Genomic DNA, 16,102 nt, shown 5'->3' on the forward strand with positions numbered 1-16,102 from the left:
TTGATGTGTTTTCTTTCCTTGCATGCGCTAATATACTAATAATCAATGTTTTAATCAATATTTCAAAGAACTTTATTTGCAAGCCCTTATTGGCTAGCTTAGTTGCGCAACGGCCACGCGCAGCGAAGAGAGGGCCGACGAGCGAAGCAATGTCGGGGTGAGTCTACCCGCCGGACAGGTCGTCACCATACATCTCTCCCTTTCCCCCATGAACTATGAACCATCAACTATGGACTCCCTCGGATAAAAACCCGCTACAACCTGCCAATTTACAGTTAGTAATCCCCGCCTGCCGCCGCTATTTTTATCCTGTAGTAATTTACCTTATATTTCACCCGCCAAAATTAATACACTAAGTATGCGCGTCAACAATCTTTACCAGCAATTTAAAACCATCATTAAACCGGCTTTAATATTTTTCATCCTTTTTGGGTTGATAAAAACCACATCGGCCCAAACTGCGCCAGCCAAATCGCCGATGTATGAGCAGGCCAGCGAGGTATCGGGACTGGTTATACAATACGGACAGGATATAGACGCCATCCGCAGCTTTTATTCGCCGTATACTGCTATCGACGGGTATAACAACCAGTCGGTTCAAACATCGCCCGAAGAACGCAAACGACTCATGGATATCGGCAACGATTACCTCGAAAAACTAAAACAGTTGGATTTCGACAGCATGAGCATTTACGGCAAGGTAGATTATACCCTGCTGAAAAAACAAATAGTGTACGAACTTGGCGCTGTAAAGCTTGATGACGACGAATACAATAAAATAACCACCTATATCCCCTTTGCCGACGAAGTTTACCAATTGGAAAAGAAACGCCGCCGGGGTATTACTGTCGACGGGCAGGAAGTGGCAATGGAACTGCACAATATTTTAAAGGAACTTAATACAGCTAAAACATCATTCGTTAAGCTGCAAAGCCTGGATATGCCATTAGCCCGCAAAGGCAAGGCCTCTATATTAGGCTTAAAGAGCCGCCTGAAAAGCTTCTACGATTTCTACATTGGCTACGACCCCAGCTTTACCTGGTGGACACCAAAGCCTTATAAGCTGCTCGACTCGGCGCTAAATACTTATGCTGATTTGGTGCTAAGCAAAGGCAAAATAAACACCACCCAAAAGCCCGACAGCAGCGGCATTAAAGGTGTGCCCATCGGTCATGATGAGCTGATGCGCCAGCTGAAGGCCGAAATGATACCGTATACGCCCGAAGAACTGATCAAGCTGGCCAACAAGGAATTTGCCTTTTGCGATGCGGAAATGCTGAAAGCCAGCAACGAAATGGGCTTCGGTAACGACTGGCACAAGGCTTTGGAAAAAGTAAAGAACAGCTATGTACCCGCAGGTCGCCAGCCAGAGGCTATCTTAAAGCTTTACAACGATGCCTTAACTTTTATCAAGGCCCGCGACCTGATTACCATACCGGCCCTTGCCGAAGAAACCTGGGGGATGACGATGATGACGCCTCAACAACAATTGGTAAACCCCTTCTTTTTAGGCGGCAGCGAAATCATTATCAGCTACCCGACCAACACCATGAACGAGGCCGACAAGCTGATGAGCATGCGTGGTAATAACCCTTATTTTAGTCGCGGTACGGTGCAGCACGAGCTGTTGCCCGGCCACAACATGCAATATTTTATGAACAGTCGCTATAAAAACTACCGCGGCATGTTTAACACCCCGTTTTGGATTGAAGGCTGGAGCCTGTACTGGGAACTGCTGCTGTACGACCAGGGCTTCGCCAAAACGCCTGAAGAGCGCATAGGTATGCTGTTTTGGCGCATGCACCGCTGTGCCCGTATCATCTTCTCGCTCAACTATCACCTAGGCAACTGGACACCGCAGCAATGCATCGACTTTTTGGTCGACCGTGTGGGACATGAACGCGCCAACGCCGAGGGCGAAGTGCGCAGATCGTTCCAGGGCGGGTATAGTCCGCTGTACCAGGTGGCCTACCTTACCGGCGGCCTGCAACTGATGAGCCTTAAACGCGAGCTGGTCGACGGCGGTAAAATGACCTACAAACAGTTCCACGATGCCATAATGAAAGAAAACGCCATGCCGATTGAAATGGTAAGGGCAACGCTAATCAATCAACCATTGACGAGGGATTTTACTACCCAGTGGAAGTTTTATGATTTCGGGAAGTAGAGGTTAGTGAGTGGTTGAGTAGGGAGTGGTGAGTGGTTTTTGTCGCCGTTTTGCTTCACTGATGCTCATCCAACACGCCCTTTCCACGCGTTCCCCCCGCACGTCATTGCGAGGAACGAAGCAACCTCTACGTATGCAAATCAATGAAGCAAAAGCCTTGTGGTGACCTAAACGCAGCTGAAAGGTCACCACAAACATAAAGGTCCGTGAATGTCCTTCGTAGAGGTTGCTTCGTTCCTCGCAATGACGTGGCGGTGAGGTTGCTTCGTTCCTCAATGACGTGATGGTGAGTTTCTTCGTTCCTCAATGGCTTGATAGTGAGTGCGATGCGAACCCCTCACTCCTTCACCTTATCCCAGCTATCCTTATTAAAGGCCAGCACTTTGGTAACATTGCCGGCGGCGTCTTTGGTAAATTTCAGCGGGAACATAGCCTCTTTGTTAATAAACTCGTTATCGGCTACATTAATAAAGCTGATTTCCTTATCGTCCCAAAGTTGTTTTAATACCAGGCCATCGGCGGTGGCGGTTATGGTTAGGAAAGTGCCTTTATGTTCGTCAAATTCATATTTGCCCTGGTAGGCTTTTAGCTGGTCGGCGGTGAGTTTGATGGCTTGCACCGGCACGTAGTTTTTTACCCTTGTGATTTCGTCCTTATCGCCCACCGAAGCGCCGGTGATTTCGCCTGCCGGGTTTTTAACAAACGTGATGGGGATGTTTTCGTCGCCGTCACCGTCGAGGGTTTCAAAAACGAGATCGCTTTTGCGGGTTAACACAAATTGTTTGTCGCCCTCCATAACTTTGGCGAGCAGGGTTTTGTTTGCAACGGTAATTTGCACATGGGCATACTGGTTGCTTTTCATCTGGTAAATGCCCTCGAAGGCCTTCATAGCAGTGGTATCAGCAACTGTTTTACTAATAACAGCGGCAGCTTTAGCATTGCCGGTAAAACAAAGGCTCAACAGTAAAAATGGCAGCACCAACAGGTACCTGTAAAGCCGTTTTGCGGGGGTGGTTTTTAAATTGGTCATGATGATCAGGTTTTGTTTGTTTGATAACGTAGCATTTAGTTATTAAGTATTTAGGGGATGTATCGTGTATCACTGTATTGACTCAGGTGGTGATACAAGCGTTACAAAAAACCTCTCCACGCGTCATTGCGAGGAACGAAGCAGCCTCTAAGCTATGCAAATCAATGGAGTAAAAGCTTTGTGGTGCCCTATCAGCCGCATTTAGGTTACCATAAACACTAAGTTCCGTGATTGTCCTGTGTAGACGTTGCTTCGTTCCTCGCAATGACGGGTTGGTGGGTTACTTCGTTCCTTACAGTAATGACGGGTTGGTGAAAATGCTGTATCGCTTGTATCGCTGTAGTGACTCAGTTGGTGATACAGTGAAACAAAAACACCCTCTCCACGCGTCATTGCGAGGAACGAAGCAACCTCTAAGCTATGCAAATCAACGAAGCAAAAGCTTTGTGGCGATTTATCAGCCGCATTTAGGTCATCATAAACATCAAGGTCCTTGAATGTCCTATGTAAAGGTTGCTTCGTTCCTCGCAATGACGTGGTGGTGAGATTGCTTTGTTCCTTGCAGTTTTGGTTACGTTGCTTCGTTCGTTATAGCGTTGACGTGATGATTAGTATTATTCTTCCATCAACTTATCATACAAGTCAATCCAATCCGGATTTAACTCGTTAATCAATTTAATTTTGGCTTTCCTGTTACCTCCTTTTAATGCTTTTTCAACTGATATGGCTTCTTCAATACGCGAATAAAAAGAGTAATAAACAAGCTTTTCACATTTATATTTGGCAGTAAAGCTATCGGGATAAAAATGTGTTTTATGCTTCCAAACCCTATCTGTAATATCAGAAGTAACACCAACGTATAAAACCGTATGCAGCTTATTCGTCATAATATAAACACAGCCTCCTTGTACAAAAACCATGTTGCAAAATAAAAAATTATCTTATATTGTTTACTCTCTCCAGGCAATGACGTTGTGGTTGGTCGCTGTATCGCTGTAGTGACTCAACTGGTGATACATATGATACAAAAACAACTCTCCCGGCGTCATTGCGAGGAACGATCCGCCAGCTGGCGGACTACGTATGCAAATCAATGGAGTAAAAGCCTTGTGGTGAACTATCAGCCGCATTTAGGTCACCATAAACACTAAGGTCTGTGAATGTCCTTTGTAGAGGTTGCTTCGTTCCTCGCAATGACGGGTTGGTGCGTTGCTTCGTTCCTCGCGATGACGTGGTGGCGAGTTGGTGCAATACAGTATCGTTTGTGTTGGTGTAGTGAATCAATTAGTGATACGGTGGTTCAAAAAGGAATTATCCTTATCATACATAAAAAAAATATAATTATAACTTTTTTCTCCACATTTTCTTTACCAATCCAGAAATAATCCCTATCTTTATCCCTGTTGCTTTTCTGCAACAATTAAGCAGGCCTTATCCCCTGCCAAATCATCAACATAAAAAATATTATATCTGTACTGTATCACTGTACCATTCCGTGTGCCGATACAAGCGATACAGTACAAATCAAACCAAGCAATAAATTATGCCAATTGACATATTAAACACAATAACAATTCTTTAAAACCTCTTTATTTATGTCACACCCTCAAAACTTCCCGCTGATCAGCGGACAACAAGCCATCAATGCCGATTCTATCCGCCGTGAGCTTGACCGATTGCTGCAACCTAACGCAGCCCAGCCCGACCAGGGCAACCAATTATTCCGCCTGCGCAGCGCCTCCGACTGGATGGAGCAAGCCAGTAAACGCCCTATCCCCAAAATGCTCTTCGGCGAGCTTTGGTTCCAGGGCGAGCTGTGTATCATGTTTGCCGACAGCAACCTGGGCAAATCTATCCTCGCCGTGCAAGTGGGCGATAGCATCAGCAGGAATGAGCCGTTAGGCCCGTTCAGGCTTGAGGCCGGCCAGCAGCGCATTTTGTATTTTGATTTCGAGCTGGCCGATAAACAGTTCGAGGCGCGGTACTCATCAAATTACATCCACCACTACCCTTTCACCCACGACTTCCTGCGTGCCGAACTCGATCCTATGGCCGATGTACCCAAAGATTTCGGCACCTTCGAGGACTTTTTGAACCACCAGCTGGAGAACCTGGTTGTTAGCACCGGCGCAACGGTGCTCATTATCGATAACCTAACCTACCTGCGCAGCGAAACCGAACGCGCCAAAGATGCCCTGCCGCTGATGAAGCACCTTAAAGCGCTTAAAACCAAGCACAACCTGAGCATACTGGCGCTGGCACACACACCCAAACGCGACCCTTCCAGCCCCATTACCCGCAACGACCTGCAAGGCAGCAAAATGCTGATGAACTTTTGCGACAGCGCCTTTGCCATCGGCGAGAGCGCGAAGGACAATACCATCCGCTACATTAAACAGATAAAGCAGCGCAACACCGAGGAGATTTACGGCGCAAGTAACATCTGCCTGTTTACCATCACCAAGCCTTACAACTTTTTGCAGTACGAATTTATGGCCTACGGTCGCGAATGGGAGCACCTGCGCCAACCCGATGATGTAGACCGCGAAGCACTAAAAACACAAGCCACAGAGCTTAAAGCCCAGGGCAAATCCCTTCGCGAAATTGCCACCGAAATGGGGATTACGCATACCAGGGTAGCGAGGTTGTTGAAGGTGAAGGAGGAAAGTCAAAAGTCCATGGACCATAGACCATAGTAGGAAATGGAAAGCCTACAAACAATGACTCAATGACATAATGACCCAATGACCAATCCCCCCCGTTACACCCTGCAGCCTTACAAGGGCATGTGGAGCCGCTATACCTGTCCGCAATGCCTTCGGCACAGAGTTTTTAGCCGCTATATTGATACCGCTACCGATGAGCCTATTGCCGATGATGTGGGCAGGTGCAGTCGCGAGGTGAATTGTGGTTATCATTATAAACCGTCGGAGTATTTTAAGTCCATAGACCACAGACCATGGACCATAGCCGGAAATGGAAACGGTTTTGGCTACCGGCCGCTTACTTATAAGGATTTTGAGCCATCGTACATGCCTAAACGGGTGATAAGCCAAACGGTAAAGCATTATGGGGCTAACCATTTTGTGCAATACCTTGTCGCTAAGTTTGGCCGGGAAGTGGCATACTCGCAAGCCAGGCTTTACCTGGTGGGCACCTCAAAGCACTGGCCGGGCGCCTGCATCTTCTGGCAGGTCGACAATGCCGACAGGGTACGAACCGGCAAAATAATGCTCTACAATGCCCAAACCGGCAAACGCGTAAAGGAGCCGTTTAACCATATTGCGTGGGCACACGTTTTAAGTCAAAAGTCGGGAGTCTATAGTCAGAAGTCAGAAAAGACTAACGACTCAAGACTTTGGACTAAGGACTTCAACCTAAAGCAATGCCTGTTTGGCGAGCATCTGTTACAATACTATCCCCGGAAGCCGGTGGCTATTTGCGAGAGTGAGAAGACGGCCATCATCGCCTCAATTTATTACCCCGAATTTTTGTGGCTGGCAGCTGGCAGTTTGCAGGGTTTAAATGCCGGCAAGTGTAAGTGCCTTGAGGGTCGTACCGTTATTTTGGTGCCCGATGTAAATGCTTATGAGCAATGGGTAACCAAAGCCAGCCAGCTATCGGCAGCATTACCGGCAGTAAATTTCAGGGTGATGCGTTTTTTAGAAGATGCAGCCACCCCGCAGCAAAAAACAGCCGGCTGGGATGTCGCCGATTATTTATAACGATTGGTTTGTATCGCGTGTATCGGTGTAATGAGCAAGGTGGTGATACAGTACAAGGTAAACTTAATCTGCCGCATTCTCTCTCCAGGCGTCATTGCGAGGAACGATCCGCCAGCTGGCGGACTACGCATGCAAATTAACGAAGTAAAAGCTTTGTGGTGACCTAAAAGCGGCTGAAAGGTTCACACAATTATCACGTTCCGTGAATGTCCTGCGTAGTCCGCCAGCTGGCGGATCGTTCGCAATGACGTGATGGTGAGCGTTCCGACTAATCTCTAATCTCCAACCTCTAATCTCTAACCAACTACTTCACCTTCCACTCATGTATCCCCGCCGAATTATCAACCGGCAGCACCACTTCCATTTTTAAAGCGGTAGTCTCCACCGGCTCAAAAGTTAACGTGTTGTAGGCATCTTTGGCGATGGTGTAGGGCGTGGTTTCTTTTACAGGTATCCACTCTTCGCCTTTTTTGTAATACAACTTGTAGGCTTTGGGGATAGCGCAGCCACCGAAGGGTTTGTCATCGTACCAGTAAACTTGTGATTCGGAAACGGTATGCGACTTGTCGAAATCGTATTGCACGTATTCGGTGCTGTTTTGTTTGGGCCACCAGTGCAGGTAGGGCATGCTGTGGTCGTTCGAGTTTTGGGGGTCGTACTGATCGTTAAGGGCTTTGAGCATGCGACCGCTTTTTATCGAACCGCTTAGCTTGCTGGTGCTGGCAATGGTTGGGGCAGGCTTTGGCATGGAGACCGATGCTTCATAAGGTATCCAAACCGTCATTTCACTCGGACCACGGTTTGCCCAGGCATAGTATGGGATGGCGGTAACGGGCTGGTCGCTTTCAATCAGCTTGTCGGTATTCAGCTGGCGCTTGGTGCTTTTGCCTTCAGCAGTAATTACCTCGATGCCGTTCAGCATGTCGGCCTTGTAGCTGGCATTGGTAACCGCCATTTTATCAACGGTGATATTTTGCACCGTGCTGTCGCGGTTATCCGGACCTTCCAGGCAATACACTATCGGACCGCGCTGTAAGGCAAAACGGTTAACATCGGCCTTAACCAGCTTGTTGGCAATAACCTTTTCGGTTTCCATAGGCAGGTTCATGGTAACTACGTCGCCTTTCTTCCAATGGCGGGTTATTACGGCGTAGCCTTTTTCAGTAGTATAGGCAAGCGCTTTACCATTTACAGTGATGGTAACCGGCTGCTGATTTTGGTTCATGTATGTGTACAAACCGCCGGGGATAGGCTTATTTAAGGCCCAGCCCGGTATGCGCACACGCAGGTTAAAGGTGGTTGCTTTGGCCGGATTTACGGCGATGGCTACCTTGCCCTTCCACGGGTATTCTGTTGTTTGTACAATGTTTATTTTGCCGGCAGTAAGCGTAATATCGCTGCTGTTGCTCATAAACAGGTTTACGTAGAGGTCGTTTTTATCGTGGGCATACACATAGCCGGGTACCGATGGCAAAAAGCGCGTCATGTTGCTGATGCAGCAGGCACAGCTAAACCAGGCACTGCGCTGGTTTGTCCCCATGGACGATAGCACATTGGGATAAAAGAACCGGTTACCGCTTAACGACACGCCCGACAGCAGCCCGTTATACAGCGTCCGCTCCAGAATATCGACATACTTGGCATCGCCATGCAGCAAAAACATGCGGCTGTTCCAGTACACATTGGCAATGGCAGCACACGTCTCGGCATAGGCCGACATGTTAGGCAAATCGTAAGCATCGCCAAAGGCCTCGCCGTTGCCGGTTGCGCCAATGCCGCCGGTAATGTATATTTTTTTGTCGACAGCATCTTTCCAGATATCATCGATAGCGTGCAGGTAATGCTGGTTTCCGGTTAACGCGGCCACATCAGCCATACCGGTGTACATGTAGGCAGCGCGAACGGCATGCCCTTCAGCTTCGTGCTGGTCGGTTACTTTTTTATCAGCCTGGTTGTAGCTTTCGCCTTTAGGGCCGCGTACATCAAGGAAGAACTTGGCCAAATCCAAATATTTTTTATTGCCGGTTACGCGGTACAGCTTTGTAAGGCCTGTCTCCACAATCTGGTGACCAGGGTATTCTTCTATCTTTCCCCAACCAAATACGCGGGTAAGCAAATCAGCATTTTTTAGGGCGATGTTGAGCAGCGTGCGTTTGCCGGTAGCCTGGTAATGGGCAACAGCAGCTTCGTAAAGGTGACCAGCATTGTACAGCTCGTGGCTCAATACTTCTTCGTTCTGCCAGCGCTTCTCGCCTATCCACTCGTGCGGTTTCTTCGCGTTAACCGTGCGGAAGGTGTACAGGTAGCCATCAGGTTCCTGCGCTGCGCCGATGATCTTGATAAGGGTATCAACATACATGTCGAGCTTTGGGTTCTTCTGTACCTGCATGGCGTACGATGCGCCTTCTATCACTTTGTAGATGTCGGTATCGTCAAAAGGATATTCGCTCATTTTGTCGCCGGGCTCCAGCTTTGCGGCGCGTAAAAAGTTATCAACCCGGCCGTTCAGTTTGCATTGCTCCAGCACGTAGGGGATGGTAACATTGGCGTTAACCTCCATTTTAGGCTGCCAGAATTTGTCGTTTACATGCACCTTTGTAAAAGGAACCGGCTGTATGGGGTAATCCTTTTGCTGTGCCGACAGGCTGCCCGCGCATACCATCGACCCAAAAAAACCTATTGCAACTATTTTATTAAAGCTGATTTTACTGCACATGCGCCGTTAAATTTATGTTGATGTAAGATACGTTAAAATTAGGCACCACACCGAAGCTTTACTAACGATAAATTAACAGATATTAACGGGATATTAACACGGCTTGGTATAAACGATGAATGGGTGAGGTAATTTTGTGGAATTGATTAAATGTTCATCATGAAATATGCCTGCATTTAGAGAGGGCCAGACAAAGCAGTGGCCTGTGCGATTATGAATACTGTAGTTTGCTTTTTCAAAGCATTCATGAGCTCCTCACGTCGGTTCCCGCCTCGGGGCGGGGAAGATTGGGGGTTTCTGCGTCACGCTTTACTGGCGGATGTATGGGGTATCATAGTTCAATAACCCCTACCTCCCCCTTCCCCAGGGAAGGAATCGCACGGGCCACGGCTTTTAAGGCTTCTTACGCACATTTAACGTGACGACAATTCGGTAAAAAAGCCTTAAAAAATAACATCTAAAGCACTTTTTCTTTAAACGAAAAGCCTATATTTACAATTAGTTAAATTGATGGCTATGAATACATTTCATCCACAGTACCTAACCGATTCGCAAGGCAACAACATTTCGGTGGTAATTCCCTTTGCCGAGTATGAGCAAATACTGAAACAACTTGACGAACTCGAGGGCATAAGGCTTCACGTAAACACCCATACCGGGAAGCGTCCGTCGATACCTTTGGATGAGTTTGTACGGCAACGCATGGCTTTCAGCAAACCTGTTCAGTCAACTCATAACGGTGAGCCTATCGGGTCTCCGCTGTTATAAAATAAAAAAGCCGGATGCCCAATAAGAAGCACCCGGCCCAAAACTCCCAAATCAACTATTAATGTAATGCCGTTTTACTGTATAAGTGATACTCGCCTGGTGCCAGCGTCATGCTGTAACCCGGGGTAGTAACACTAATGGTTGTGCCTGTAAAGTTATCAACCCATGTACCAGTAGCCGGGAATGTTATGGTTGCGGTTTGCGGCACCACGGCAAAATTACCAACCACCTCAATGCTGTTTGATGCATCAGTCATCTGGATGGTTTTTACTGCATCGCCCAGGCTATATGTATAGGTGGTGCTGGTAAATACCGGGTTGGCTATTTTCCACTTTATCATTTGCGAATACACTTTAAATAAATGCCTGCGGTTGGCATCGTTCATGTACTCCCAGTGCGGTGGTTTATCGCTCAACCTGTCAGGGTTTATGCTTATATCGTAACCGCGCTCACCAAATTGCCAAAGCATTTTAGGCCCCGGCGATGAGAACATAAAGGCAGCGCCCATTTCGTCGCGCTTTAAGCCGGTAGCTAAATCTTTAACACTATAGCTGCCGCTTACATTACCATAGGCGCCGTTTTTAAATTGCAGGCGTTCCTCGTCGTGGCTTTCAAAGTAGCTAACCAATGCATAAGGATTTGTAAAGCTAAACCTGTCGTAAAACAAGCCTGATATATCCCACGAACCGCCTGCATCGTTATAGCTCATCAAAGCCTGCTCGGCGTTGAAGCTCTGGTTATTCCAGGTCATCATGCCTTCGTTAGCCAGTTCATTTTCTTCCTGGTTGCTTGCAAAATCTTCCAATATCACGTACAATTTAGGGTCGACGCTTTTAATGTAGTTGTTATAGTCCTTCCAGATGGCTACACGGCTGGCATCATAATTACCCCACGCGGCCACGTCATTTCCGCTGTTGACCTGGGTAAACCCTTTAGCCAAATCAAAACGGAACCCGTCTATATGGTATTCCGTCATCCAAAACTTCAATACATTTTTCACAAAGTATTTTGTTGCCGGGCTCTCATGATTAAACTGGTAACCCACGTTATAAGGGTGTGTAGGGTTGGTATTATACCACGGGTTATTTGCAGGCACCCCACCGCTCGAATACAGCTGCACCATTGGCGACGAACCAAACGAGTGGTTTAATACGATATCCTGTATTACGGCAATGCCTTTAGCGTGGCAGGCATCAATCAGCGCCTTTAAATCATTCTTGGTACCGTAGTATTTATCGGGTGCAAAGTAATAGTTAGGGTTATATCCCCACGAGTCGTTGCCTTCAAACTCGTTTACCGGCATTAGCTCAAGTGCGTTAACACCAAGGCGTGCTATGTAATTCAGGGTATCTTTTATGGTTTTATAGCTGTGGGTTTGCACAAAATCGCGCACCAGCATTTCGTATATCACCAGGTTTTTAGGGTCGGGCCGGGTAAAGGTGGTGGTTGTCCAGCTATAAGCCGGCTGGTTTGCCTGCATTACGCTTACTATGCCGGTAGTTTTGCCGGTTGGGTAAGCCTTCAGGCTTGGATAGGTACTTGCGTCGATATATTTATCATTATCGGGGTCCAGTACCTTTTCGCAATACGGGTCGCCTATTTTAAACGAGCCGTCAACGTAGTACTGGTAAGCATACTCCGCATTAGGGTCAAGGTTGTCAATTTGTATCCACCAGCCGGTGCCGTCCGTAGAGTTGGTCATGTTATATTGCTTATCAGTCGACCAGCCATTAAAGTCGCCTGTAATGGTAACCGTTTTTTTGCCGGGGGCATACAAATTAAAAATTACCGACTTGCCATCGTTAATAAATGTGGTGCCGTCTTTAGCTCCTGCCGGTACATCTTTAGCTGTAGGGTTAGGATCGGGAACGTTCCCGGAACCTCCGCCAGAAGAAGGCGTTTTACTGCATGAAGTAACACCGATCAACAAAATGCCGACAAGCAAAAAGTACAAGTTCCTGAATTTCATATCTCTTTCGCGTTAAAATTGGTGCATAAAGGTAAGGCGATTTTTTGGAATTATTGTTTTTTTATAAAAAAGTTGGAATGTTGAAAAGTTGGAATGTTGTAGAGTTGGAAAGTTGTAAAGTTGGAAAGTTGGAAAGTTGCAAAGTTGGAATGTTGTCGAACTCTACCTGGTATCTGTTACAAAATAAGTTTTCATGGTGTAGCGGCAGACATAGACATGTTAACAGCTGAAAGACTAACATTTCAACTTTTCAACCTTACAACCTTACAACAACTATCTCACATGCTTCTTAACTATCTCAACCAGTACATCCATATCAAAGGGCTTTTGAAGGTACGAATCGGCAAGGCCTTCTTCTGCAATTTGTTTAATGTTGCTTACTGCAGAGATAATTATTACCGGGATGTGCTGTGTTTTGGAATTGGTTTTTAGTTGCTTGCTTAGCTGCTGGCCATTGGCATCACTTTTCCATTCGGTTAGCCAATTGTCCATAAGGATAAGGTGCGGGTTATGCTCGGTTACATTCTTCAGGATTTTCGAATCGCCCGATGACAAAACATCGTATCCTTCTTCTTCCAGTATGTAAACAATAGTGTCCCGTATATCTTTGTCATCCTCAATAACCAATATCTTTTTGGCCATAACCTTGCAAGCTCCTTTGTTATACTATAACAATTAAGGGTATGGGTTTTGTTTTAGGTTGATGCTTTTTATTTTTGACGAAAATGTGCGCGGAATATCTTTCGCTTGTATCACCCGTATCACTGTATCAGTCCCCACAGTGAAACAGAACAGTTTTACGCTTCGTTCGGCAAGTTATAGCATATCCGGCAGCGCGGTTCATAGCTTTCTTTTTCGCCGAGCAATATTCGGCTTTCGCTCGGCACCAGCCGGTACGAATACATAGCAGGGTTGCCGCATCTTACACAAACCGCATGCAGCTTGGTTACCGATTCGGCCATGGCCATAATAGCAGGCATAGGGCCAAAAGGGCGGCCCTTAAAATCCATATCTAACCCAGCAACAATTACACGGATCCCCCTGTTGGCTAATACGTTGCACACGTCGGGTAGTTCAGCATCAAAAAACTGGGCCTCGTCAATACCTATCACATGCACATCGCTGCCCAGTAATAATATAGATGAAGCATTCTCGACCGGCGTAGATGGAATTGAATTTGCATTATGTGATACCAGGGCATTTTCGTCATAACGGGTATCCGACTTGGGACTAAATATTTCAACCTTTAGCCTGGCTATCCGGGCGCGGTTAAGGCGGCGTATCAACTCTTCGGTCTTGCCCGAGAACATAGAACCACATACTACCTCGATACTGCCACCCAGTTCATTTCTCCGCTTAAAAACATCTTCTGTAAACAAAACCGCTAAATTTTATAAGTTAGTCCGAAAGTCGGAAAAGTCCGAAAGTCCGAAAGAAAAGACAGCTTTTAGTCGCCAAATGTCAGCGCTACTTTAAAGGCAGTTAACTAGTCTTTAACCTCTAATCACTAATCTCCAACCGCAAATATCAGAATTTAATCTTATTTTTGATTGGCATTTTCCCAACATCCATAATGAAGCAAAAGGAAGTATTTAAAAAGATAGGTGGCATTATACAAGAGCTAAGTGAGCAATACGACTACCTTCAAACCACCGTTGATAATTTAAACGACCTGGAACTTGAGCTGTTTGTTGCCAACGCTCATTTTTTAACCGACCACATTGAGATATTATGCAAGCTTAACCTGCAAAACAGGCCAAAGCGAGCACTAATTGAAAAACCGGAACCTGTTAACTACCAGCAAAAGTTTTTTGAGCCGGTGGTACAGCAAATGAAACCGGGGCCTGGAGCGAAGGATATTAAAGCGGTGAAAACCACACCAAAACTGATTGAAGCTGCCCCGGTAAACAAAGAACCGGAACCTGAAAAACAGGAGGAAGAAACAGTTGAACAACCGGTAGAAGCTGTTGTAGAAGTTCCGGCGGAGAAACCGGCAAAGAAAGAAAAGCAGCCGGAGCCGGAAGAGCAGGCCAGCACACCTGTATTTGATTTTACCTCGCAGGCTCCCGAAGATTCCTATTCATTCATTCGCGAAGAACCTGAAACGATAAGGCACGAACTGATATTGGATGAAGCTAACAACTGGGAAGATGAGCCTGAACCCCTGGTTGAAGAGTTAAAGGCCGATGAAGAAATGGTTGAGGAAATTGAAACGCCGCCAATAGCCGAAGAAGTGGTTGAACAACCGGTTGCAGAGGTAGCGACCACTGAGCCTGAAGAGGTACCTGTCGCCGAAATTGAGGAAGAAAAACCGGAAGAAGCGCCAATTGTGGAACTGGCCGTTGAGAAACTTGATGACAAGGTACCTGCAAAGGACGAAGACGAAGTGATTACGCGCAATCAGCAAATATCGGCCCAAATGGGTGATAAGCCAATCTCAAAAACCGACCAGGCAAGTATTAAGCCAATAAGCGATATCAAGCTGGCCATTACTCTAAATGATAAGCTGTTGTATGTAAAAGACTTATTTAACGGCTATAACCTGGCCTACAGCGAGGCTATTGAAATATTAAACCGCTTTAACACTTTTGAGGAAGCCCAACGTTTTTTGAAAACCAACTACGTAACCAAAAACAACTGGGAAGGCAAAGCAGCCACCACGGAGAAGTTTTATGCGTTGTTGAGGAGGAGGTATGCTTAGTTTGAAACAGTTGCAGTTATTAAGTAGCAGTAAGTTACTGGTTGGCTAACTGTTTTTACTTGATTTTTTCATTATTTATGCCTGATAAAATAACACCGGGTCCCGGTAAATATATCGATCCATTAGTTGATTTTGCTTTTAAAAAGATATTTGGAAGCGAGCCCAACAAGGATTTGTTAATTGCATTTTTAAACGAAGTATTTCGGGGGCGTAAGCATATCATTGATCTGGTGTACGATAAAAATGAGCATCATGGTGATATAAAGGAAGAGGGTGCAGCTATTTTCGACTTACTTTGTACCGGCGACGACGGCGAAAAGTTTTTGATAGAAGTGCAGCGTGGCAGGCAGGGTTATTTTAAAGAACGGTCGTTATTTTATACTTCGAGGCTCATCAGTGACCAAGCCCCAAAAGGCAGGCGAACCGAATGGGCCTATAAATTGAGTGGAGTTTATCTTGTTGCTTTGCTGGAAGACTTCACATTACAAACAGAGAAAAGTACCGAATATCTGCATCATATTTGTTTATGCAATATTGAAACCGGTGAAGTTTTTTATGACAAGTTAGGTTACACTTACATAGAATTACGTAAATTTGTTAAAACAGAAGGTGATTTAGAGACTGATTTAGATAAGTGGCTTTATGTTTTAAAAAATATGAGCCATATGGATAAGATACCGGCATATCTGCGGAAGCCGATATTTGACAAATTGTTTAATATCGCTGAATATACTAATTTGACTAAGGAGGAAAAAACTATGTATGATAGTAGTTTAAAGTACAAATGGGATAATAAAAATGTACTTGATTATGCTTTGAAGGAAGGATTCGAAAAAGGTATTGAAAAAGGTATTGAAAAAGGTATTGAAAAAGGTATTGAAAAAGGGAAATTGGAAGAAGCCAAAGAAATTGCACGCGAAATGAAAAAAGATGGTCTGCCAATTGCCCAAATTTCAAAATTCACCAAATTATCTATTGAAGAAATAGAAAAATTGTAAACACCCTATCAGTTCTTTTTTAACTAAT

General features: G+C 45.8%; 12 protein-coding genes. 6 read left to right on the top strand and 6 right to left on the bottom strand.

What is annotated here, in order from left to right; all coding sequences use genetic code 11:
- Nucleotides 1–358 precede the first annotated feature (358 nt).
- Nucleotides 359–2,167 (top strand): DUF885 family protein, encoded by a 1,809-nt coding sequence (locus NAF19_RS22355; protein ID WP_252792570.1) that lies wholly within the window; start codon nt 359–361, stop codon nt 2,165–2,167.
- 337 nt (nt 2,168–2,504) lie between these two features.
- Here the strand turns inward: NAF19_RS22355 and NAF19_RS22360 are convergent, their stop codons facing one another.
- Nucleotides 2,505–3,197: a hypothetical protein gene (locus NAF19_RS22360; RefSeq protein WP_252792571.1), complete on the bottom strand. Its 693-nt coding sequence runs from the start codon at nt 3,195–3,197 to the stop codon at nt 2,505–2,507.
- Between the two features lie 614 nt (nt 3,198–3,811).
- Nucleotides 3,812–4,117 carry a GIY-YIG nuclease family protein gene (locus NAF19_RS22365; protein ID WP_256484421.1) on the bottom strand — a complete coding sequence of 102 codons (306 nt, stop codon included), beginning with the start codon at nt 4,115–4,117 and terminating at the stop codon, nt 3,812–3,814.
- Nucleotides 4,118–4,792: 675 nt separating this feature from the next.
- On the opposite strand from NAF19_RS22365, the gene NAF19_RS22370 reads away from it, so the two are divergent.
- Together NAF19_RS22370 and NAF19_RS22375 are read left to right on the top strand one after the other, a co-directional pair.
- Nucleotides 4,793–5,893 (top strand): AAA family ATPase, encoded by a 1,101-nt coding sequence (locus NAF19_RS22370; protein WP_252792573.1) that lies wholly within the window; start codon nt 4,793–4,795, stop codon nt 5,891–5,893.
- A gap of 48 nt (nt 5,894–5,941) precedes the next feature.
- Nucleotides 5,942–6,922: a DUF6371 domain-containing protein gene (locus tag NAF19_RS22375; RefSeq protein ID WP_252792574.1), complete on the top strand. Its 981-nt coding sequence runs from the start codon at nt 5,942–5,944 to the stop codon at nt 6,920–6,922.
- Between the two features lie 304 nt (nt 6,923–7,226).
- Here NAF19_RS22375 and NAF19_RS22380 read toward each other — a convergent pair whose 3' ends face one another.
- Nucleotides 7,227–9,638, bottom strand: a complete 2,412-nt coding sequence (locus tag NAF19_RS22380; protein ID WP_252792575.1) for a glycoside hydrolase family 127 protein — start codon at nt 9,636–9,638, stop codon at nt 7,227–7,229.
- Between the two features lie 516 nt (nt 9,639–10,154).
- Between NAF19_RS22380 and NAF19_RS22385 the strand changes: the two genes are divergently transcribed.
- Nucleotides 10,155–10,406, top strand: coding sequence for a RelB antitoxin-like protein (locus NAF19_RS22385; RefSeq protein ID WP_252792576.1), 252 nt, complete (start codon nt 10,155–10,157; stop codon nt 10,404–10,406).
- A gap of 58 nt (nt 10,407–10,464) precedes the next feature.
- On the opposite strand, the gene NAF19_RS22390 is transcribed toward NAF19_RS22385, so the two are convergent.
- The 3 genes from NAF19_RS22390 to NAF19_RS22400 all read right to left on the bottom strand — a co-directional run bounded on the left by NAF19_RS22390 (nt 10,465) and on the right by NAF19_RS22400 (nt 13,754).
- The gene (locus NAF19_RS22390; protein ID WP_252792577.1) at nt 10,465–12,375 is read right to left on the bottom strand and encodes an alpha-amylase family glycosyl hydrolase; all 1,911 of its coding nucleotides are present in this window, start codon (nt 12,373–12,375) and stop codon (nt 10,465–10,467) included.
- A gap of 273 nt (nt 12,376–12,648) precedes the next feature.
- Nucleotides 12,649–13,017, bottom strand: coding sequence for a response regulator (locus NAF19_RS22395; protein ID WP_252792578.1), 369 nt, complete (start codon nt 13,015–13,017; stop codon nt 12,649–12,651).
- A 155-nt stretch (nt 13,018–13,172) separates the two neighbouring features.
- A complete protein-coding gene (locus tag NAF19_RS22400) occupies nt 13,173–13,754 on the bottom strand; it encodes a thymidine kinase (protein ID WP_256484423.1) in 582 nt (193 codons plus the stop codon).
- Nucleotides 13,755–13,948: 194 nt separating this feature from the next.
- Between NAF19_RS22400 and NAF19_RS22405 the strand changes: the two genes are divergently transcribed.
- Both NAF19_RS22405 and NAF19_RS22410 read left to right on the top strand, forming a co-directional pair.
- Complete coding sequence (locus NAF19_RS22405) at nt 13,949–15,076, top strand: DUF8457 domain-containing protein (RefSeq protein ID WP_252792579.1); 1,128 nt, start codon at nt 13,949–13,951, stop codon at nt 15,074–15,076.
- Between the two features lie 77 nt (nt 15,077–15,153).
- The gene (locus tag NAF19_RS22410) at nt 15,154–16,074 is read left to right on the top strand and encodes an Rpn family recombination-promoting nuclease/putative transposase (RefSeq protein WP_252792580.1); all 921 of its coding nucleotides are present in this window, start codon (nt 15,154–15,156) and stop codon (nt 16,072–16,074) included.
- Nucleotides 16,075–16,102 lie beyond the last annotated feature (28 nt).

Source organism: Mucilaginibacter flavidus, assembly GCF_024055575.1.
GTDB lineage: Bacteria > Bacteroidota > Bacteroidia > Sphingobacteriales > Sphingobacteriaceae > Mucilaginibacter > Mucilaginibacter flavidus.

Bases quoted from the DNA above. Each gene is read 5' to 3' on its own strand.
- NAF19_RS22380 (WP_252792575.1), bottom strand. From the start codon at position 9,638: ATGTGCAGTAAAATCAGCTTTAATAAAATAGTTGCAATAGGTTTTTTT.
- NAF19_RS22370 (WP_252792573.1), top strand. From the start codon at position 4,793: ATGTCACACCCTCAAAACTTCCCGCTGATCAGCGGACAACAAGCCATC.
- NAF19_RS22365 (WP_256484421.1), bottom strand. From the start codon at position 4,117: ATGGTTTTTGTACAAGGAGGCTGTGTTTATATTATGACGAATAAGCTG.
- NAF19_RS22405 (WP_252792579.1), top strand. From the start codon at position 13,949: ATGAAGCAAAAGGAAGTATTTAAAAAGATAGGTGGCATTATACAAGAG.
- NAF19_RS22375 (WP_252792574.1), top strand. From the start codon at position 5,942: ATGACCAATCCCCCCCGTTACACCCTGCAGCCTTACAAGGGCATGTGG.
- NAF19_RS22390 (WP_252792577.1), bottom strand. From the start codon at position 12,375: ATGAAATTCAGGAACTTGTACTTTTTGCTTGTCGGCATTTTGTTGATC.
- NAF19_RS22360 (WP_252792571.1), bottom strand. From the start codon at position 3,197: ATGACCAATTTAAAAACCACCCCCGCAAAACGGCTTTACAGGTACCTG.
- NAF19_RS22355 (WP_252792570.1), top strand. From the start codon at position 359: ATGCGCGTCAACAATCTTTACCAGCAATTTAAAACCATCATTAAACCG.
- NAF19_RS22385 (WP_252792576.1), top strand. From the start codon at position 10,155: ATGAATACATTTCATCCACAGTACCTAACCGATTCGCAAGGCAACAAC.
- NAF19_RS22410 (WP_252792580.1), top strand. From the start codon at position 15,154: ATGCCTGATAAAATAACACCGGGTCCCGGTAAATATATCGATCCATTA.
- NAF19_RS22395 (WP_252792578.1), bottom strand. From the start codon at position 13,017: ATGGCCAAAAAGATATTGGTTATTGAGGATGACAAAGATATACGGGAC.